The 15,335-nt window shown below is 56.2% G+C and carries 17 protein-coding genes; 7 read left to right on the top strand and 10 right to left on the bottom strand.

Translation table 11 applies throughout. From position 1 onward, the window contains the following. Nucleotides 1-275: 275 nt before the first annotated feature. Nucleotides 276-1,307, bottom strand: coding sequence for a hypothetical protein (locus ACM67E_RS11070; protein WP_416191494.1), 1,032 nt, complete (start codon nt 1,305-1,307; stop codon nt 276-278). Nucleotides 1,308-1,643: 336 nt separating this feature from the next. On the opposite strand from ACM67E_RS11070, the gene ACM67E_RS11065 reads away from it, so the two are divergent. After that, nucleotides 1,644-1,841 carry a hypothetical protein gene (locus ACM67E_RS11065; protein WP_416191493.1) on the top strand — a complete coding sequence of 66 codons (198 nt, stop codon included), beginning with the start codon at nt 1,644-1,646 and terminating at the stop codon, nt 1,839-1,841. A gap of 69 nt (nt 1,842-1,910) precedes the next feature. On the opposite strand, the gene zupT is transcribed toward ACM67E_RS11065, so the two are convergent. Further along, nucleotides 1,911-2,720 (bottom strand): zinc transporter ZupT, encoded by an 810-nt coding sequence (gene zupT, locus ACM67E_RS11060; protein WP_416191492.1) that lies wholly within the window; start codon nt 2,718-2,720, stop codon nt 1,911-1,913. A 200-nt stretch (nt 2,721-2,920) separates the two neighbouring features. Between zupT and pdxA the strand changes: the two genes are divergently transcribed. Then, nucleotides 2,921-3,916, top strand: a complete 996-nt coding sequence (gene pdxA / locus ACM67E_RS11055; protein ID WP_416191491.1) for a 4-hydroxythreonine-4-phosphate dehydrogenase PdxA — start codon at nt 2,921-2,923, stop codon at nt 3,914-3,916. A 96-nt stretch (nt 3,917-4,012) separates the two neighbouring features. Then, a complete protein-coding gene (locus ACM67E_RS11050) occupies nt 4,013-5,014 on the top strand; it encodes a S49 family peptidase (protein WP_416191490.1) in 1,002 nt (333 codons plus the stop codon). Between the two features lie 169 nt (nt 5,015-5,183). Here the strand turns inward: ACM67E_RS11050 and ACM67E_RS11045 are convergent, their stop codons facing one another. Next, nucleotides 5,184-6,089, bottom strand: a complete 906-nt coding sequence (locus ACM67E_RS11045) for a LysR family transcriptional regulator (protein ID WP_416191489.1) — start codon at nt 6,087-6,089, stop codon at nt 5,184-5,186. A gap of 102 nt (nt 6,090-6,191) precedes the next feature. Here ACM67E_RS11045 and ACM67E_RS11040 point away from each other — a divergent pair, with 102 nt between their 5' ends. From ACM67E_RS11040 to rnhB, 3 genes are all read left to right on the top strand, one after another. Then, nucleotides 6,192-6,590, top strand: coding sequence for a DoxX family protein (locus ACM67E_RS11040; protein WP_416191488.1), 399 nt, complete (start codon nt 6,192-6,194; stop codon nt 6,588-6,590). 16 nt (nt 6,591-6,606) lie between these two features. Continuing rightward, nucleotides 6,607-7,212 (top strand): nitroreductase family protein, encoded by a 606-nt coding sequence (locus tag ACM67E_RS11035; RefSeq protein WP_416191487.1) that lies wholly within the window; start codon nt 6,607-6,609, stop codon nt 7,210-7,212. Nucleotides 7,213-7,334: 122 nt separating this feature from the next. Further along, nucleotides 7,335-7,925: a ribonuclease HII gene (rnhB, locus tag ACM67E_RS11030; protein ID WP_416191486.1), complete on the top strand. Its 591-nt coding sequence runs from the start codon at nt 7,335-7,337 to the stop codon at nt 7,923-7,925. A gap of 65 nt (nt 7,926-7,990) precedes the next feature. Here rnhB and ACM67E_RS11025 read toward each other — a convergent pair whose 3' ends face one another. The 5 genes from ACM67E_RS11025 to ACM67E_RS11005 form a co-directional block, all read right to left on the bottom strand. Beyond that, entirely contained in the window at nt 7,991-8,293 is a 303-nt protein-coding gene (locus ACM67E_RS11025) for a DUF1330 domain-containing protein (RefSeq protein ID WP_416191485.1), read from the bottom strand. Between the two features lie 95 nt (nt 8,294-8,388). After that, nucleotides 8,389-8,991: a class I SAM-dependent methyltransferase gene (locus ACM67E_RS11020; RefSeq protein WP_416191484.1), complete on the bottom strand. Its 603-nt coding sequence runs from the start codon at nt 8,989-8,991 to the stop codon at nt 8,389-8,391. A 167-nt stretch (nt 8,992-9,158) separates the two neighbouring features. After that, the gene (locus ACM67E_RS11015) at nt 9,159-9,929 is read right to left on the bottom strand and encodes a ParA family protein (protein ID WP_416191483.1); all 771 of its coding nucleotides are present in this window, start codon (nt 9,927-9,929) and stop codon (nt 9,159-9,161) included. A gap of 138 nt (nt 9,930-10,067) precedes the next feature. Beyond that, entirely contained in the window at nt 10,068-10,691 is a 624-nt protein-coding gene (rsmG, locus tag ACM67E_RS11010) for a 16S rRNA (guanine(527)-N(7))-methyltransferase RsmG (RefSeq protein ID WP_416191482.1), read from the bottom strand. A gap of 142 nt (nt 10,692-10,833) precedes the next feature. Continuing rightward, nucleotides 10,834-11,475, bottom strand: a complete 642-nt coding sequence (locus tag ACM67E_RS11005; protein ID WP_416191481.1) for a hypothetical protein — start codon at nt 11,473-11,475, stop codon at nt 10,834-10,836. Between the two features lie 206 nt (nt 11,476-11,681). On the opposite strand from ACM67E_RS11005, the gene ACM67E_RS11000 reads away from it, so the two are divergent. Continuing rightward, nucleotides 11,682-13,478 (top strand): Na/Pi cotransporter family protein, encoded by a 1,797-nt coding sequence (locus ACM67E_RS11000; protein ID WP_416191480.1) that lies wholly within the window; start codon nt 11,682-11,684, stop codon nt 13,476-13,478. A gap of 87 nt (nt 13,479-13,565) precedes the next feature. Here the strand turns inward: ACM67E_RS11000 and ACM67E_RS10995 are convergent, their stop codons facing one another. Together ACM67E_RS10995 and ACM67E_RS10990 are read right to left on the bottom strand one after the other, a co-directional pair. Beyond that, nucleotides 13,566-13,697: a hypothetical protein gene (locus tag ACM67E_RS10995; RefSeq protein ID WP_416191479.1), complete on the bottom strand. Its 132-nt coding sequence runs from the start codon at nt 13,695-13,697 to the stop codon at nt 13,566-13,568. Between the two features lie 92 nt (nt 13,698-13,789). Then, nucleotides 13,790-15,289 carry a SulP family inorganic anion transporter gene (locus ACM67E_RS10990; RefSeq protein WP_416191478.1) on the bottom strand — a complete coding sequence of 500 codons (1,500 nt, stop codon included), beginning with the start codon at nt 15,287-15,289 and terminating at the stop codon, nt 13,790-13,792. Nucleotides 15,290-15,335 lie beyond the last annotated feature (46 nt).

Here is a 15,335-nt window from a genome sequence, read left to right as displayed (position 1 = left end):
CTGAAAGTTTTTCATACTTTCAGACGGCCTGAGTTTTTTACAAGGCTCGAAAAACCAAAAAACGGAGACCTTTGCAAAACCTGGAAATATTTAAAAATTTTGAATCCGTCAGTAGCTGCGCAAGTCCGCTACGGATTCCGCCGCACGGCTCATGACGGATTAGAAATTTTTGAATACTTTCGGATTTTGCACAGGTTTGATGGTTTAAGTAAAATCAAAATAAAGGCCGTCTGAAAGCATCATTTTCAGACGGCCTTTGCTTACTGATAAAAAGGTTATTGCGCCACTGCGCCAATGACACCCTCCCAGGCGTTTTTGCCTTCGTGGTTGGCTTTGCCGGTCAGGACGCTGCCGTTTGCGCCGTAGAAGCCGCCGGTAAAGTTGCCGTTAAACACGGGGCGGTTGCCTTCGTTGTCACGGAAAAACAGGTGGCCGCCGACGTGGCCGCTTTCTTCAACATTGACACGCGCCGAACTGCGCGGATTGCGCTCTTGCAGCAGCGTCCAAACGCCGCCGTTGTCGTCATGTATCTGCATCGACATGGTTTTGCTGCCGCCGTAGTATTTCGCGCTGACTTCTGCGGTCAGAAAGTCGGTCGGTGTGTCGTGATAGTGGTAATACATATTGCCACGGTAGCTGATTTCGCCGTCGGTAACCGGGCGGCGCATTTCGGCTGCGTCGGCACTTTGCAGGTAATGGTAAATGACTTTCGAACCGTCGAACTCGCCGTAATCGTTGCGTATCGGATGGTTGACGGCGGTAAAGCCGTAATAGCCGGTGACTTTGCCCGTGCTGTCGCGCAAGGTATGGATGTTATTTTGGATGAAACGGTCTTCCGGCCGGATTAAGTCGATTTCTACGGTTTTGCCTTGGTCGTTAAACACCATTTTCAGCGTGTTGTCTGCAACCAACCCGTGGCGGGTTTCCAAGCTCAATTTGTTCAGAATGTCATGAGCGTTTTCGTCAGCTTTGGGTGGTTCTGCTTTGGGCTGACCGGGTTGGACTTTACCGGTATCCGGCTGTTCGGGCGGTTGAGGCGGGTTGTCATCAGGTTTGGCCGGGACGTTTGGTACAACCGGTTTGTTTGGATTCGGGGCGGAAGGTCGGGGCAATTGACCGGCAGCTCCGGTGTCCGGTGTTTGGGATTTCGTTTGCGGCTGCGGACTTTGTACTTGAGGGGTTTGCGGTATCGGCGTAGGCGCGGTTTTCGGCGATTTCCCGCCGCCACCGCCGCAGGCGGCCAGCAGAAAGATGCCCAATACGGTAAGCGGAATGGTTTTCAGAAGGTTGTTTTGACGTTGTATCATGGCGTTACCCTAAGTAAGTGAAATCAAAATCGTGCGGTTTGGCCGCTATAGATTTTATGGTTCAGTCGGTGTTTGATTGATTCATCAGCGGCCGCCTGCATTCGGCGGCATCCAATAATCGTATGTTATATTATACGGCTTGCGGCATGACAAGAAAATCGGCTGCTTAGGTTGACAGATGTCAAGCTAATGCTGCATTTTGCAGCAAGGGGACGGTTCGGCTGAAGCTTCAAGCCTGAAATGCGGGCGAACATTTACCTGTTTGCACGGATTTTCAGACGGCCTGAACCGTCGTTGTATCATCAGACCGTTGAGCCGAAGAGAAAGGAGCTGCCCATGAACACGCCGTACAAAGCCATCGTCAAAACCGACCCGCTGCCGAAGAATGCCACCGATGAAGCCAAGCTGGAAAAATGGGCGGAGATTTCCGCCGAATACGGTTTGAGCGGCGAATGGGCGGTGGCCGCGCGTTTGGGCGAAACTCAGGCAAGTGACGAACAGATTGAAATGATTGCGAATTTATTCGGCAGATAAAAGCAGGATAAGCAGAAAGGCCGTCTGAAAATTTGGTTTTCAGACGGCCTTTCCGCAGGCTTGCCAAGCTCAAAAGTGGAACAGCACCAAACTCAATGCCATCACCGCCATGCCGGAGGTCAGGCCGTAAACGGTTTCGTGGCCGTCTGAATAACGTTTGGCCGCAGGCAGCAATTCGTCTAAGGCAAGAAACACCATCACGCCGGCGATGATGCCGAATACGCTGCCGAACACGACCGGTGAGAGGAAGGGTTGCAGCAGAGTATAGCCGAGCACCGCGCCCAAGGGTTCGGCCAGGCCGGAAGCGAGACAGGCCAAAACGGTGAGCTTGCGGCTGCGCGTGGCGAAATATACCGGTGCGGCGATGGAAATGCCTTCGGGGATATTGTGGATGGCGATGGCAAAGGCCAAAGGCATACCCAAGGCCGAGCTTTCCAGGGTGGCGAAAAACGTGGCCAAGCCTTCGGGAAAGTTGTGTGCGGTAATCGCCAGCGCGGCCATCATGCCGATGCGGGCGACGTGTTGGCGGCGGTTTTCTTGGAACGCGGGGTCTTGCGCATCCAAGGTTTCGTGCGGATTGGGCACAAGGCGGTCAATCAGGGCGATGGCAGCGATGCCTGCCAAAAAAGCGGCGGTGGAGGCGGCAAAGCCGTCCGCTTCGCCGTAGGCTTTCGCAAAGGCTTCGCCGGATTTGCCGAAGATTTCCGTGAGCGACACATACACCATCGCGCCGCCGGCAAAGGCCAGGCCGAACGAGAGCAGGCGCGGGTTGGGCGTTTTTGAAAACATGACCAGGCCGCTGCCCAATACGGTGAACAAACCCGCTGCCAGCGTGATGCCGAAAGCGGTGATGAGGTTGGCTGAGGTGATTTCTGGCATTCGGATAAGGCACACGATTCGATAAGACCGCAAAAAGGTTATCACAAAGGGGCGCCGTCATCAGGAATATTTTGGGGGTCATTGCCTGGATTGAGCGGTGCGGTTGTTTTTTTCAATGCGCACGCCGCCGTAGGCCGCACTTGAAAAAACGGGCTTTCTGGTGGAAACTGGCACGGATTCAACCATAAAGGAACCCTGCCGTGAACCAACCGATTTTAGCCGTGACCAGCGGCGAACCTGCCGGAATCGGCCCCGACATCTGTTTGGATTTGGCCTTTGCCGATCTGCCTTGCCGCCCCGTGGTGCTGGGCGACAAAAACCTGCTGCGGCAGCGTGCGCAGATGTTGGGCAAAGCGGTCGAACTGGCGGATTTTGATGCCGGAAGGCCGTCTGAAAAACAAAGCGGCGTATTGGAAGTCTGGCATGTGCCGCTGAACGGCGTTTGCGAGGCAGGCCGTCTGAATCCGAACAACGCGGCGTATGTGCTCGAGCTGCTCGACATTGCCTGCCAAGGCATTTCAGACGGCCTGTTTGCCGGAATGGTCACTGCGCCGCTGCATAAAGGCGTGATTAACGACGGTCGTGCAAGTGGCGGTTTTTTCAGCGGCCACACCGAATATCTGGCGGAAAAAAGCGGCACGGAACAGGTCGTCATGATGCTTGCGGGCGGCGGCTTGCGGGTGGCTCTGGTGACGACGCACCTGCCCTTGAAAGACGTGGCCGCCGCCGTGACGCAGCCTTTGGTCGAATCGGTGGCGCAGATTCTGCACGCCGATTTGCGCGACAAATTCGGCATTGCCCAACCGCGGATTTTGGTAACGGGGCTGAATCCCCATGCGGGCGAGGGCGGACATTTGGGCAGGGAGGAAATAGAGGTGATTATTCCCGCGCTGGAAAACCTGAAAGCCCGGGGAATCGACGCGCGCGGCCCGTATCCGGCGGACACCGTGTTCCAGCCGTTTATGCTCGAAGATGCGGACGCGGTGTTGGCGATGTATCACGACCAAGGCCTACCGACCCTGAAATACGCCGGTTTCGGGCAGGGCGTAAACGTCACCTTGGGGCTGCCGTTCATCCGCACTTCCGTCGACCACGGCACGGCTCTGGACTTGGCCGGTACGGGCAAAGCCGATTCGGGCAGCCTGATGGTGGCGGTGGCAACCGCGCTGGAAATGGCGCGTCACAGTATGCGGTAAGGCCGTCCGAACCTTCATGCCGTCTGAAAAGGCCGTGTTTTCAGACGGCCGTTTGTTATACAATCTAGCCTTGCGCATTCAAGAGAGAGAACCGTCATGCAATACCGCATCCGCCGCGAAGGCGATCAAAATCCCTCCAACCCGAATCAGATGCCGTCTGAAAGCTGGGAGCGTCACACCCTGCGCGAAGTGCTGCTCGAGGCTTATCAAGACCGCCGTCGCGCGCGTTTTTGGAAAAACTTCTGGCGCGTCATCGGCTTATTGATGTTTCTGGCCTTTATTTTCAGCATGACCCAAGGCGGCAAGAACAATCATCCGATGGCACTTCAGGCGGCCAAAGCGCACACCGCCGTCATTCACCTGAACGGCGTCATCGGTGACGGCTACGACGACCAAGTGCAGATGCTGCGCGACAGCATGGAAGCGGCCTATAAAAGCGGCAATGCCAAAGCCATCATCATCCGTGCCAACAGCCCGGGCGGTTCGCCCGTGGTGTCGAACATCGCGTTCAACGAAATACGCCGTCTGAAAGCCCTGCATAAAAACGTGCCCGTGTATGTGGTGGCGGAGGATACCTGCGCTTCGGGCTGCTATTACATCGCCGCCGCCGCCGATAAAATTTACGCCGACCCGTCCAGCGTGGTGGGCAGCATCGGCGTCATCAGCGGCGGTTTCGACGCGACGGAGCTGATGGACAAACTGGGCATCAAACGCCGTCTGAAAACCGCGGGCAGCAACAAAGGCATGGGCGACCCGTTCACGCCGGAATCGCCCGAGCAGGCAAGAATCTGGCAGCAGATGCTGGAGCAGATTCACGGCGAATTCATTAAAGCGGTGAAACTGGGGCGCGGCAACCGTTTGAAAGAACAAGAAAATCCCGATCTGTTCAGCGGGCGCGTCTATACCGGACTGGAAGCGAAAAACGTCGGCCTGATTGACGATTTCGGCAGCGTGTACAGCGTGGCGCGCGATGTGGTGAAAGCGCCGGAATTGGTGAACTACACGCCGGAAGACGATTTGAGCAAACTTTTGAGCCGCCGCTTCGGTGCGGAAGTAAAAGCGAAAGTGGAAGAAACGCTGGCGGAAGTGTGGCGTTGATTGAAGCGGATGAAAACAGGCCGTCTGAAAACCGTTCAGGTTTCAGACGGCCTGTTGTTTTGTCTGTGTTTGGTTTGTACCGCCTTTGACAAGGGGCGGAAATCCGTTTCATCAAGCAAATGATGTGCACTTGTTGACCGTACTTTTTTACAAAAGCCCCATCCTGTTTTCAGACGGCCCAACAGTTCGCCTGATGAATCTTCTCGTTGATAAAGTCGATAAAGCTGCGTACTTTCGCACTCAAAAACGCGCGGTCGACATAAGCGGCGTTCAGCTGCTCGTCGAGCATGGTGTAATCCGGCAGCAGGCGGACCAGTTTGCCTTCTTCCAAATCTTTATACACCGCCCAAATCGGCTGGTAGCCCAAGCCGCCGCCTGCTTTGACCAGCTCGCGCACCATCAGGGTATGGTCGGTCAGTATGACGGGTTTCAGGCTGAGTGTGGATTTCGCGCCGCTGGCGGTATGGGTGATTTCGACATTGCGCAGATTGGCATAGGACGGCAGAACCGCTTTGTGCTGCATGGCTTCTTCGGGCGTGGCCGGCGTGCCGTGCCGTTGCAGGTATTCGGGCGAGGCGACCAAGGCAAATTCGATACGCGACAAAGGTTTCACAATCAGCGACGGGGCGGGGGTTTTGGAAACGCGCAGAGCCAAATCGAAACCCTCGGCAATCAAATCGACATGGCGGTTGTCGAGCACCAGATCCAGCGTGACTTCGGGGTAACGTTCGCAGTATTCCACCAGCCAGCCGCTCAAAAGGTTGTTGGCGAACCAAAGCGGCATGGTCACGCGCAGCATCCCCTGCGGCTTTTCCGCGCCGCCGGCGGCCTTTTGCGCGGCGGTGTCGAGCGTATCGAGCGCGTAGCTGCATTGGCGGTAGTATTCTTCGCCCGCTTCGGTCAGGTGCAGGTTGCGGCTGTTGCGGTGCAGGAGCTTGGCTTGGATGGTGTTTTCCAAATGGCTGACGTGTTTGCTGGCCATCGCGGTGGAAATGTCGAGCTGTTCGGCGGCACGGGTGAAGCTGCCGTTTTGCACCACATGGCGGAACACTTTCAGGCTGAATAAGGTATCCATGTTTTCTTATCCGGAAATATTACATTAATGAAACGAGTATATATTAACCGAAAGGAATTATCTATACTGCGTTCATCTGTTCCAACCAACAAGAAACACCAAATGAATTTCCTGATACGCTTCCAACCCATGCTGTTATCCGTTTTGCGCATTGCCGCGGCCTATATGTTTATGCTGCACGGCTCGGCCAAACTGTTTGCCCTGCCGCACGTCGAAATGTTCGACGGCCTGCAGATTTTCTCCCTTTACGGCATAGCCGGCATTTTGGAATTTTTCGGCGGGATTTTACTGCTGTTGGGCTTGTTTACCCGTCCGGTAGCGTTTATCCTGTCGGGACAAATGGCCGCAGCCTATTTCATGGCGCACACCGAGCCGAACGCGCTGCTGCCCCTGCTCAACGGCGGCGAAGCGGCCGCTTTGTTCAGCTTTATCTTCATCTACATCGCCGCAGCAGGCGGCGGCGCGTGGGCGTTGGACAACAAATTTCAAAAATCTCACTGACATAAAGGACTTAAAAATGACATATCAAAATGTACAGCAGGCAGCGGAAACCCGCCGTTCGATTTACGCATTGAACAAAAACCTGCCGATCAGCAATGCGGAAGTACAGAAAATCGTCGAACACGCCGTTTTGCACACCCCGTCTTCGTTCAACTCGCAATCCACCCGCGTCGTGGTGCTGTTCGGCGCGGAACACGAAAAAGTGTGGGGCTTTGTCGAAGACGCCTTGCGTCAAATCGTTCCGGCGGACAAATTCGAGCCGACCGAACAAAAACTGAACGGTTTCAAAGCAGGCGCAGCGACCGTTTTGTTCTTTGAAGACCAAACCGTCGTCAAAGGCTTGCAGGAGCAGTTCCCGTCTTATGCCGAAAATTTCCCGATTTGGGCGGAACATACCAACGCCATGCACCAATACGCGATTTGGACCACCTTGGCCGCCGCCGGTGTCGGAGCGAACCTGCAACACTACAATCCGCTGCCCGATGCCGCGATTGCCAAAGAATACGGCCTGCCCGAAAGCTGGACGTTGCGCGCGCAAATGGTCATCGGCGGCATCGCCGCACCTGCCGGCGAAAAAGAGTTCGCCCCGCTGGAATCGCGTTTGAAAGTATTCGGCGCGTAAGTTCACGCCTGAAACAAGAATGCCGTCTGAAATGTTTTCAGACGGCATTTTGCCGTAAACTGCATGGGAAAAGCGCGTTAAAATACCGCTTCACATATTTCAGCCAAAACAGAAAGTATCCGATGACTGTGATTTTGAATGCCGGTGTGGACGAGGCCGGACGCGGGCCGCTGGTGGGCAGCGTGTTTGCGGCGGCGGTGATTCTGCCCGAGCGTTACGATTTACCCAAACTGACCGACTCGAAAAAACTGAGCGAGAAGCGGCGCGACGAGTTGGCGGCGATGATTAAGGCGCAGGCGGTGGCGTGGTGCGTTGCAAGTGCGAATCCGCATGAGATTCACGAGCTGAACATTCTGCACGCGACCATGATGGCGATGCGCCGTGCGGTGCAGGGTTTGGCAGTACAGCCGGATAAAGTATGGATAGACGGCAACCGCGTGCCGAAAGATTTGGGCGTGGCGGCGGAAGCGGTGGTCAAGGGCGACAGCAAAATCGTGGAAATCTCCGCCGCGTCGGTATTGGCGAAAACCGCGCGCGACGCGGAAATGTATGCGCTGGCCGAACACTATCCGCAATACGGTTTCGAGAAACACAAAGGCTACGGCACGGCGCAACATTTGGCCGCCTTGCAGCAGTTCGGCGTGCTGCCCGAACACCGCGAGGATTTCGCGCCCGTGAAAGCATTGCTGGCGCAGGGAAGGCTGTTTGAATAAAGATGAAACCGAAAAGGCCGTCTGAAAACCTGATTTTCAGACGGCCTTTTTCTATCGGCGGAAGTTTACAGATTTTCCAGAGCCAAACCGTCCACCAGTACCGCGCGGCCGACGGTGGCGTTAATGCGGATTTGGCGGTGCGGCGCGTATTCCGGGCTGTCGTACCAAGCGCGGGCGGCGGCCATGTCGGGGAACTTGATGACTACCGAGCCGTCGGCAGATGCGCCTTCTAACACTTGAATGACGCCGTTAAACACGATGATTTCGCCGTGATACAGGGCAACCGACGGGGAGGCTTCCCGGATATAGCGGTCATATTCGGCTTGGTTGAGCATTTGGTCGCGCAGGAAAATAACGTAAGCAGACATGGGATTTCCTTCAAATGAAATGAATGAGCCGCGTATGGTAGCAGACACGGCAAAGTCTGTCTGAAAGCGCGAGTCCCACTGTATCCATACCTGTTTCAGACGGCCTTTCTGCCCAGCAGGTAAATCACCGAACTCATACCGACATGACGGCTGCCTTCGTTTAATTCGTGGTTGCGGTGTTCGGCAATCAGCCATTCCAAACCGTCGAGCGCGGCCTGCATTTCCGCCAGCGTGCCGAGCATGGTCGGGTCGGACGGGCCGCCGGTGCCGTTGGCGGTTTGGTCGGGGTGGTAAAACACGCCGGCAAACAGGCCGTTCGGTTTCAGCGCGGCGACGATATGCTGCAAAAAGCGGGTGCGGTCAGGTTCGGTAAAGTGGCAGAACACGCTGGTAATCACGTCGCGGCTTTGTTCGGGCAAGTCCAAGGCCAGCAAATCGGCTTGGCGCAAAGCGACGCCGACACCGCGTTCGGCGGCGAGTTTGGCCGCTTTTTCCAAACCGACGGCGGACAAATCCACGCCTTCGGTGTCTAAGCCGCATTCGGCCAGAAACACGGCATTGCGGCCTTCGCCGGTGGCCAAATCCAATGCCTTGCCCGTCGGCGGCAGGTGCGGGCGGATGCGGCGGATAAATTCGTTCGGCTCGGTGCCGAACACATAATCTTCGCCGAGATAGCGTTGATCCCAAGGGCTGCTCATGTTCATTCCTTTGCGTAGGTTTTCAGACGGCCTGTATCAAAAGCGGCTTGCCGCGGATAACGTTTTAAAGCGTGACCGCAAACAAAAGGCCGTCTGAAAACAATAATTTTCAGACGGCCTCATCATATAATGAAATTCAAATATGTTCAATTTCCAAACCGGAAACCTTAAGCCTTGACGCGTGCCAGCAGTTCGTCGGCCAGCGCAAGATACGCGCGCGCGCCTTTGGCCGCCGAATCGTAGGCCAGCGCAGGCATACCGTGGCTCGGGGCTTCGGCTAGACGGATGTTGCGCGGAATGACGGTGTCGAACATCAGTTCGCCGAAATGCTGCTGCAACTGCTCGCTGACTTCCGCCACCAAGCGGCTGCGGCCGTCGAACATGGTGCGCACGATGCCGGTCACTTCCAATTCGGGATTAATCGCCTGACGGATTTTGCGCACCGTGGCAATCAGGTCGGAAATGCCTTCCAGCGCGTAGTATTCGCACAACATCGGCACAATCACGCCGTTGGCCGCCACCAGGCCGTTGAGCGTGAGCAGCGTGAGCGAGGGCGGGCAGTCGATGAGAACGAAATCATATTGTCCGTCAACGGCCTGCAACGCGTTTTTCAGACGCATTTCACGGGCGATTTCCTGAACCAGTTCGATTTCCGCCCCGGCCAAAGCGCGGTTGGCACCCAGCACGTCATAGCCGCCGCTCTCGCTTTTCACGGCTGCGGCGGCAATGTCGGTACCGCCCAACACCACTTGATACACGCCTTGTTCCAAACGGGCTTTGTCGATGCCGCTGCCGGTGGTGGCGTTACCCTGCGGGTCGAGGTCAATCACCAAAACGCGCCGGCCGCGTTCGGCCAAAGAAGCGGCGAGATTGACGGTGGTGGTGGTTTTTCCTACGCCGCCTTTTTGGTTGGCGACGGCGATGATTTTTGCGCTCATGTGCTTTGTCGATGGTAAGAGTATGATGGCTGGAATTGTACCGTTATTTGCGCCGGATGGGTATCACAAGGCCGTCTGAAAAACGGTTTGACGGGGAAACGTTTTTCAGACGGCCTTCGGTTGTTGTTCGGAATCCTGTTACTTTTTGCGCAAAACCACCATATGCCGCTCCGCGTCCAATTGCGGAACGTATAGTTCTTCGACTTTCTCCACCTGCACGAAATCGGGCAGGCGGTCGATTTCTTCCTGCGGATACACGCCTTTCATCGCCGCCCAATAGCCGCCGTCTTTCAGAAGCTGCGCCGTCCAGTTGACGAAATCGGCGAGTTCGGCAAAGGCGCGGCTGGTAATCACATCGGCCTGAAAATCCTGCACGGCTTCGACGCGGCCGCTGACGATGCGCACGTTGCTTAAGCCCAGTTCGATGACGGCCTGTTGCAGAAACGAGGTTTTTTTGGTGTTGGCATCGAGCAGGGTAATCTGCAAGTCGGGGCGGCAAATCGCGGCGGGAATGCCGGGCTGGCCGCCGCCCGAACCGACGTCGAGCATGGTTTGCGCACCGTCGAGATAGGGCAGTAGGGTCAGGCTGTCGAGCAGGTGGTGGCTGATCATCAGCGACTCGTCGCGCAGGGCGGTAAGGTTGTAGGTTTTGTTCCATTTTTTGAGCAGGTTGACGTATTCGAGCAGCTTGGCCTGTTGTGCGGCGGTGATGTCCAAACCCATTTCGGCGATGCCGGCTTGAAGCTGTTGTGCGTGGTTCATGGCGGTTTCCGTGTTTGAGTTGGCGTTATGGTAGCGGAAAACGGGGCCGTCTGAAAATATACGGTATCAAAAAACGGGGGCGTTTCGGTTTCAGAAGGCCGTCTGAAACCGAAACGCCCTGTTTTGCGACCGGCTGAACCCGTCAACGGCGGTTTTGTTCCCACCAAGGGTGGCGGCGTTGGTTGGTATGCTGCGGCGTGCGAACGGGGGGGTGTCGGATGTGGAACCTTTGGTCGCGGCGTTGCCGCTCAAGTACGCGCTGGCGGTCGAGGCTGTCGCGTATCAAATGCTTGGAACGTTGTTGCGGCATACGTTCGCGGAGACGTTGTTCTTCCATGCGCTGCCGCATAAGGCGGTCATGTTCGCGCTCGCGATTGAAGCGGTTTTGCAGCAGGCGGTTGCGCTCGCGCTGTTGGTCGAGACGGTTGTGCAGCAGGCGGTCATGTTCGCGTTGCCGTTCGATGCGTTCTTGCAGGATGCGGTTTTGGCGGTGCTGCACGGTACGTGTGCCGAGCGGATAGCGGCGGCGGTAGTCACGCATACTGTCGATACGGCGGACACGGCTGTCGTAGGCCGGGCGGTATGTGCGCGGCATTCGGTTGTAGCCGTCGTCGTAATAATAGCCGTCGTCGAGACTGTAATACAGCAATGATGCGGCTGTGCCGACGGCGGCGGTTGTGGCGATGGTGTTGACGGCGGGGTCGTCTGAAACCGCGCAGCCGCCGAGGCCGACGGCTGCGGCGATGCCGATTGCCGCGAGACGTGTGAAAATCGGGGTGGTCATGGGAATTCCTCGAAATAATCGGACGGTATCAGGCGGTACTTTAATCCGACTACTTGTTAGATTGCGCTTTCCATATGCAAAACTTAGGTTTTACTCGATTAAGATATTCAAAGGCCGTCTGAAAATTTTCAGACGGCCTTTTGCGGATTGTCATCATTTTGTAAAAATGTTATGTTGCGGAAAAATAACAATAATCGGAGCAACGGATGAAGAAAAAAGCACCGCAATACATATTGGCCGGCCTGTTGGTGGCGGGCTTGGCGGCGAGTTTTCTGTACAGCGCGCCGTGGATGAAGCTCTGCTACGGCTTGGCTCTGTTTCTGCTCGGGATGCAGTGCATTGAAGAAGGTTTGCACAATGTCGCGGGCGGCAGGCTGGCGCAGTGGATGGAAAAATCCACCGCTACGCCGTTGAAAGGCGCGCTGTTCGGCATGGGGGCGACGTTTGTGCTGCAATCGAGCACGCTGGTGTCGCTCTTGACGATTGCGTTTTTGAGCACCGGCATGATTCAGCTTGCGGGCGGAATTGCGATTATTTTGGGCACGAACCTCGGCTCGACCAGCGGCATCTGGCTGCTGGCGATGGCGGGGCAGAGCGTCAGCCTGAGTCCGGCGGCGGTGCCGATGCTGGTGTTCGGTATCGTCATCGGTTTTTTCAACAGCAAAACCAAAGCCGTAGGCCGTGTGCTCATCGGCATTGCGTTGATTTTTCTGGGTGTGGACGCGATTAAGGAAGGCTTCCAGGCCTTCGGTGCGGACATGGGTTTCGGCAAAAGCCAAGCCGGCGGCATGGCCGAGCCGCTGATTTTCTTTACGGTCGGTTTATTGCTGACCGTGGTGCTGCAGTCGTCGCACGCCACGCTGATTTTGACGCTGGCGGCCTTGGCGGGCGGACAGGTCAGCCTGATGCAGGCGTTTGCGGTTGCGGTCGGCTCGAACGTCGGCAGCAGCGCGACCACGGCTTTGGTGGGTATGCTCGGCAGCGACCGCAACGGCCAGCGGCTGGCTCTGGCGCATGTGGTGTTCAATGCCGTAACGGCGGTTTTGTCGATGATGTTGTGGTGGCCGCTGACGCGCTTGGTATTGCTGCCCGGCGAGTGGTGGGGCATGAGTCCGCTGCTGCAATTGGCGATGTTCCACACTTTGTTTAACCTGCTCGGCATTGCCGTCTTTTGGAAACTGCAAGGCCGCCTGGCCGAACAGCTGCGGCGGTGGCTGCCCGACAAGGCGGACGCTGATGTGCTGCTGTCTGAAAACCAGGCCGTGTTGAAGCCGCGCTATCTGCACGCCAACCTGCTGCGTGCCGACGATACCGCTTTGGCGGCGGTGGAAAAAGAGATTTACCGTTTGGGACAAGCCGGCATCGAAGCAATGTGTCATGCGGTTTATATACCGGCAAAGACTTTTTACGGCGAAGAATCCGACGAAGGCAAAAACCTGCCCGCCCCGCAGCCGCCGCTGGAGCTGGATGCCGTGCAGGTTTACGAGCGGCAAATCAAGCCGCTTTACAGCGCGATTTTGGATTTCGCCGGCAAAATGGATTTGGAAGAAGAGGCGCAGCAGGAACAACTCGGCCGTGCATTCGCCGCTGCTTGGCAGATTGTAGAGATTGTTAAAGAAAGCAAGCACTTGCAGAAAAATATGCAGCAGTATTTGGCAGGCGGAGGCTCGGCCTCTGAGCGCGATTATCTGCGCCTGCGCCGCCATGTGTTCAAAACCCTGCGCCTGTTCCGACGCATCGGCGGCATGGAAGCGGGCATGGAGCGCGACGCGCTGATTCAGCAGTTGGACGTACACACCGAAACGCTGGAAACCTTCCGCGGCCGCGTGATGGTGAAGCTGAAAAACGACGAGTTAAACGGCTGGCAAACCTCATCCCTGCTCAACGACATCAACTACGCCCGCCGTATCGGACGCGGCTGCTTGGAGATTTTGAGCGTACAGAATACGCAGGTAACGGCGGGAAAAGCGTTTGACAGGCCGTCTGAAGCCGTGGCGCGATAAATAATGCCGACTCAACCGAAGCAGGGGTGTCCAATAGCAAAGGCCGTCTGAAAATACATTTTCAGACGGCCTTTGCTGTTTTGCCGTTTAGATTTTGCACGCGCCGCCGACGCAGTTGTCATCTTCGCTTTCCGCGTCCACACCGCCCTCGACGGCCACACCGTCAAAGTTGCCGAGTACATCGTCCAAATTGTCCAAATCAAAATCCTGTTCGCTCATGGTGGGGTCTCTTTATGGGGTTAAAAAATCAAGTCAGCCATATTATCAGGCCGACGGGTGCAGTTATCAAGCGCACTTATCGGCTTTTACACTTAATGGCTGATGATGTCGGTCGCTTCCGATTTGTCGTGTGTGCCGAAACGGTCAACCAGCGTGCGGCTGGCTTCATTCAAACCGATGACTTCGACTTCCGCACCGGCTTTGCGGTAACGCAATACCACTTTATCCAAGGCAGACACGGCAGTCACGTCCCAGAAGTGGGCGTGGGTCAGGTCAATGGTGACGTTTTTTATGTCGTTGCGGCTGAAATCGAAAGCAGCGTTGAAATCATCGGATGAGGCGAAAAATACCTGTCCGACCACGTCATAACGCAAGGCTCGGCCTTCGCCCGATTCGCGTATGCTCATGTAGCGGCCGATTTTGTTGGCGAAAAACAGCGCCGAGAGTAGCACGCCGGCAAACACGCCCAAAGCCAGATTGTGGCTGTACACCACAATGCCGACGGTCACCAACATCACCACATTGAAACCGATCGGGTGGGTTTTCAACTCTTTTACCGACTGCCAGTTAAATGTGCCGATCGACACCATAATCATCACCGCCACCAGCGCCGGCATCGGAATGACCTTCAGAATATCGCTCAAAAACACCACCATAATCAGCAGGTAAATGCCCGCCAGCAGCGTGGATAAGCGCGTGCGGCCGCCGGATTTGACGTTAATCACCGATTGGCCGATCATCGCGCAACCGGCCATGCCGCCGAACAAGCCGCTCACAATGTTCGCCACGCCCTGGCCTTTGCACTCGCGGTTTTTGTCGCTTTCGGTTTCGGTCATTTCATCGACAATCGTGGCCGTCATCAGCGATTCGAGTAAGCCCACCGCCGCCAAGCTCAAGGAATAAGGCAGGATGATCAATAAGGTGTCCAAATTGAGCGGCACATCAGGCAGCAGGAACACCGGCAGCGTGTCGGGCAGTTGTCCCATGTCGCCGACGGTACGCACGTCAATGCCGAGCCATACCGTCAAAACCGTCAGGCCGACAATCGTCACCAGCGGCGACGGAATGATTTTGCCCAGCGTGGGAACGCGCGGAAACAGATAAATCACCACCAAACCGGCCGCCACCAGCGCGTAAGTGTGCCAAGAGGTGTTTTGCAGTTCGGGCAGTTGCGCCATGAAAATCAAAATCGCCAGCGCGTTGACGAAGCCGATGACGACCGCGCGCGCCACAAAACGCATCAGCGAGCCGAGTTTGAGCCAGCCGGCAATGATTTGAATCACACCGGTGAGTAAAGTCGCGGCCAGCATATACTGCAAACCGTGTTCCTTCACCAAACCGGCCAACACCAACGCCATTGCGCCCGTGGCTGCCGAAATCATCGCCGGCCGGCCGCCGGCAAAGCTGATGACCACCGCAATGCAAAACGAGGCATACAGGCCGACTTGCGGATCGACACCGGCGATAATCGAAAAAGCAATGGCTTCGGGAATCAACGCCAGCGCCACTACCAAGCCCGACAATACGTCGCCGCGGACGTTGCCGAACCATTGTTGCTGCCAAGCGGGGGCGGATGAAGAAAGTGTAGTCATGCGTGTTTCCTGTTTTTAATTTGAATAAATATTTGAGGCCGTCTGA

Origin of the sequence: Neisseria sp. CCUG12390 (genome assembly GCF_047837985.1) — a bacterium.
GTDB lineage: Bacteria > Pseudomonadota > Gammaproteobacteria > Burkholderiales > Neisseriaceae > Neisseria.
This window is presented reverse-complemented; position numbering and strand designations above follow the sequence as displayed.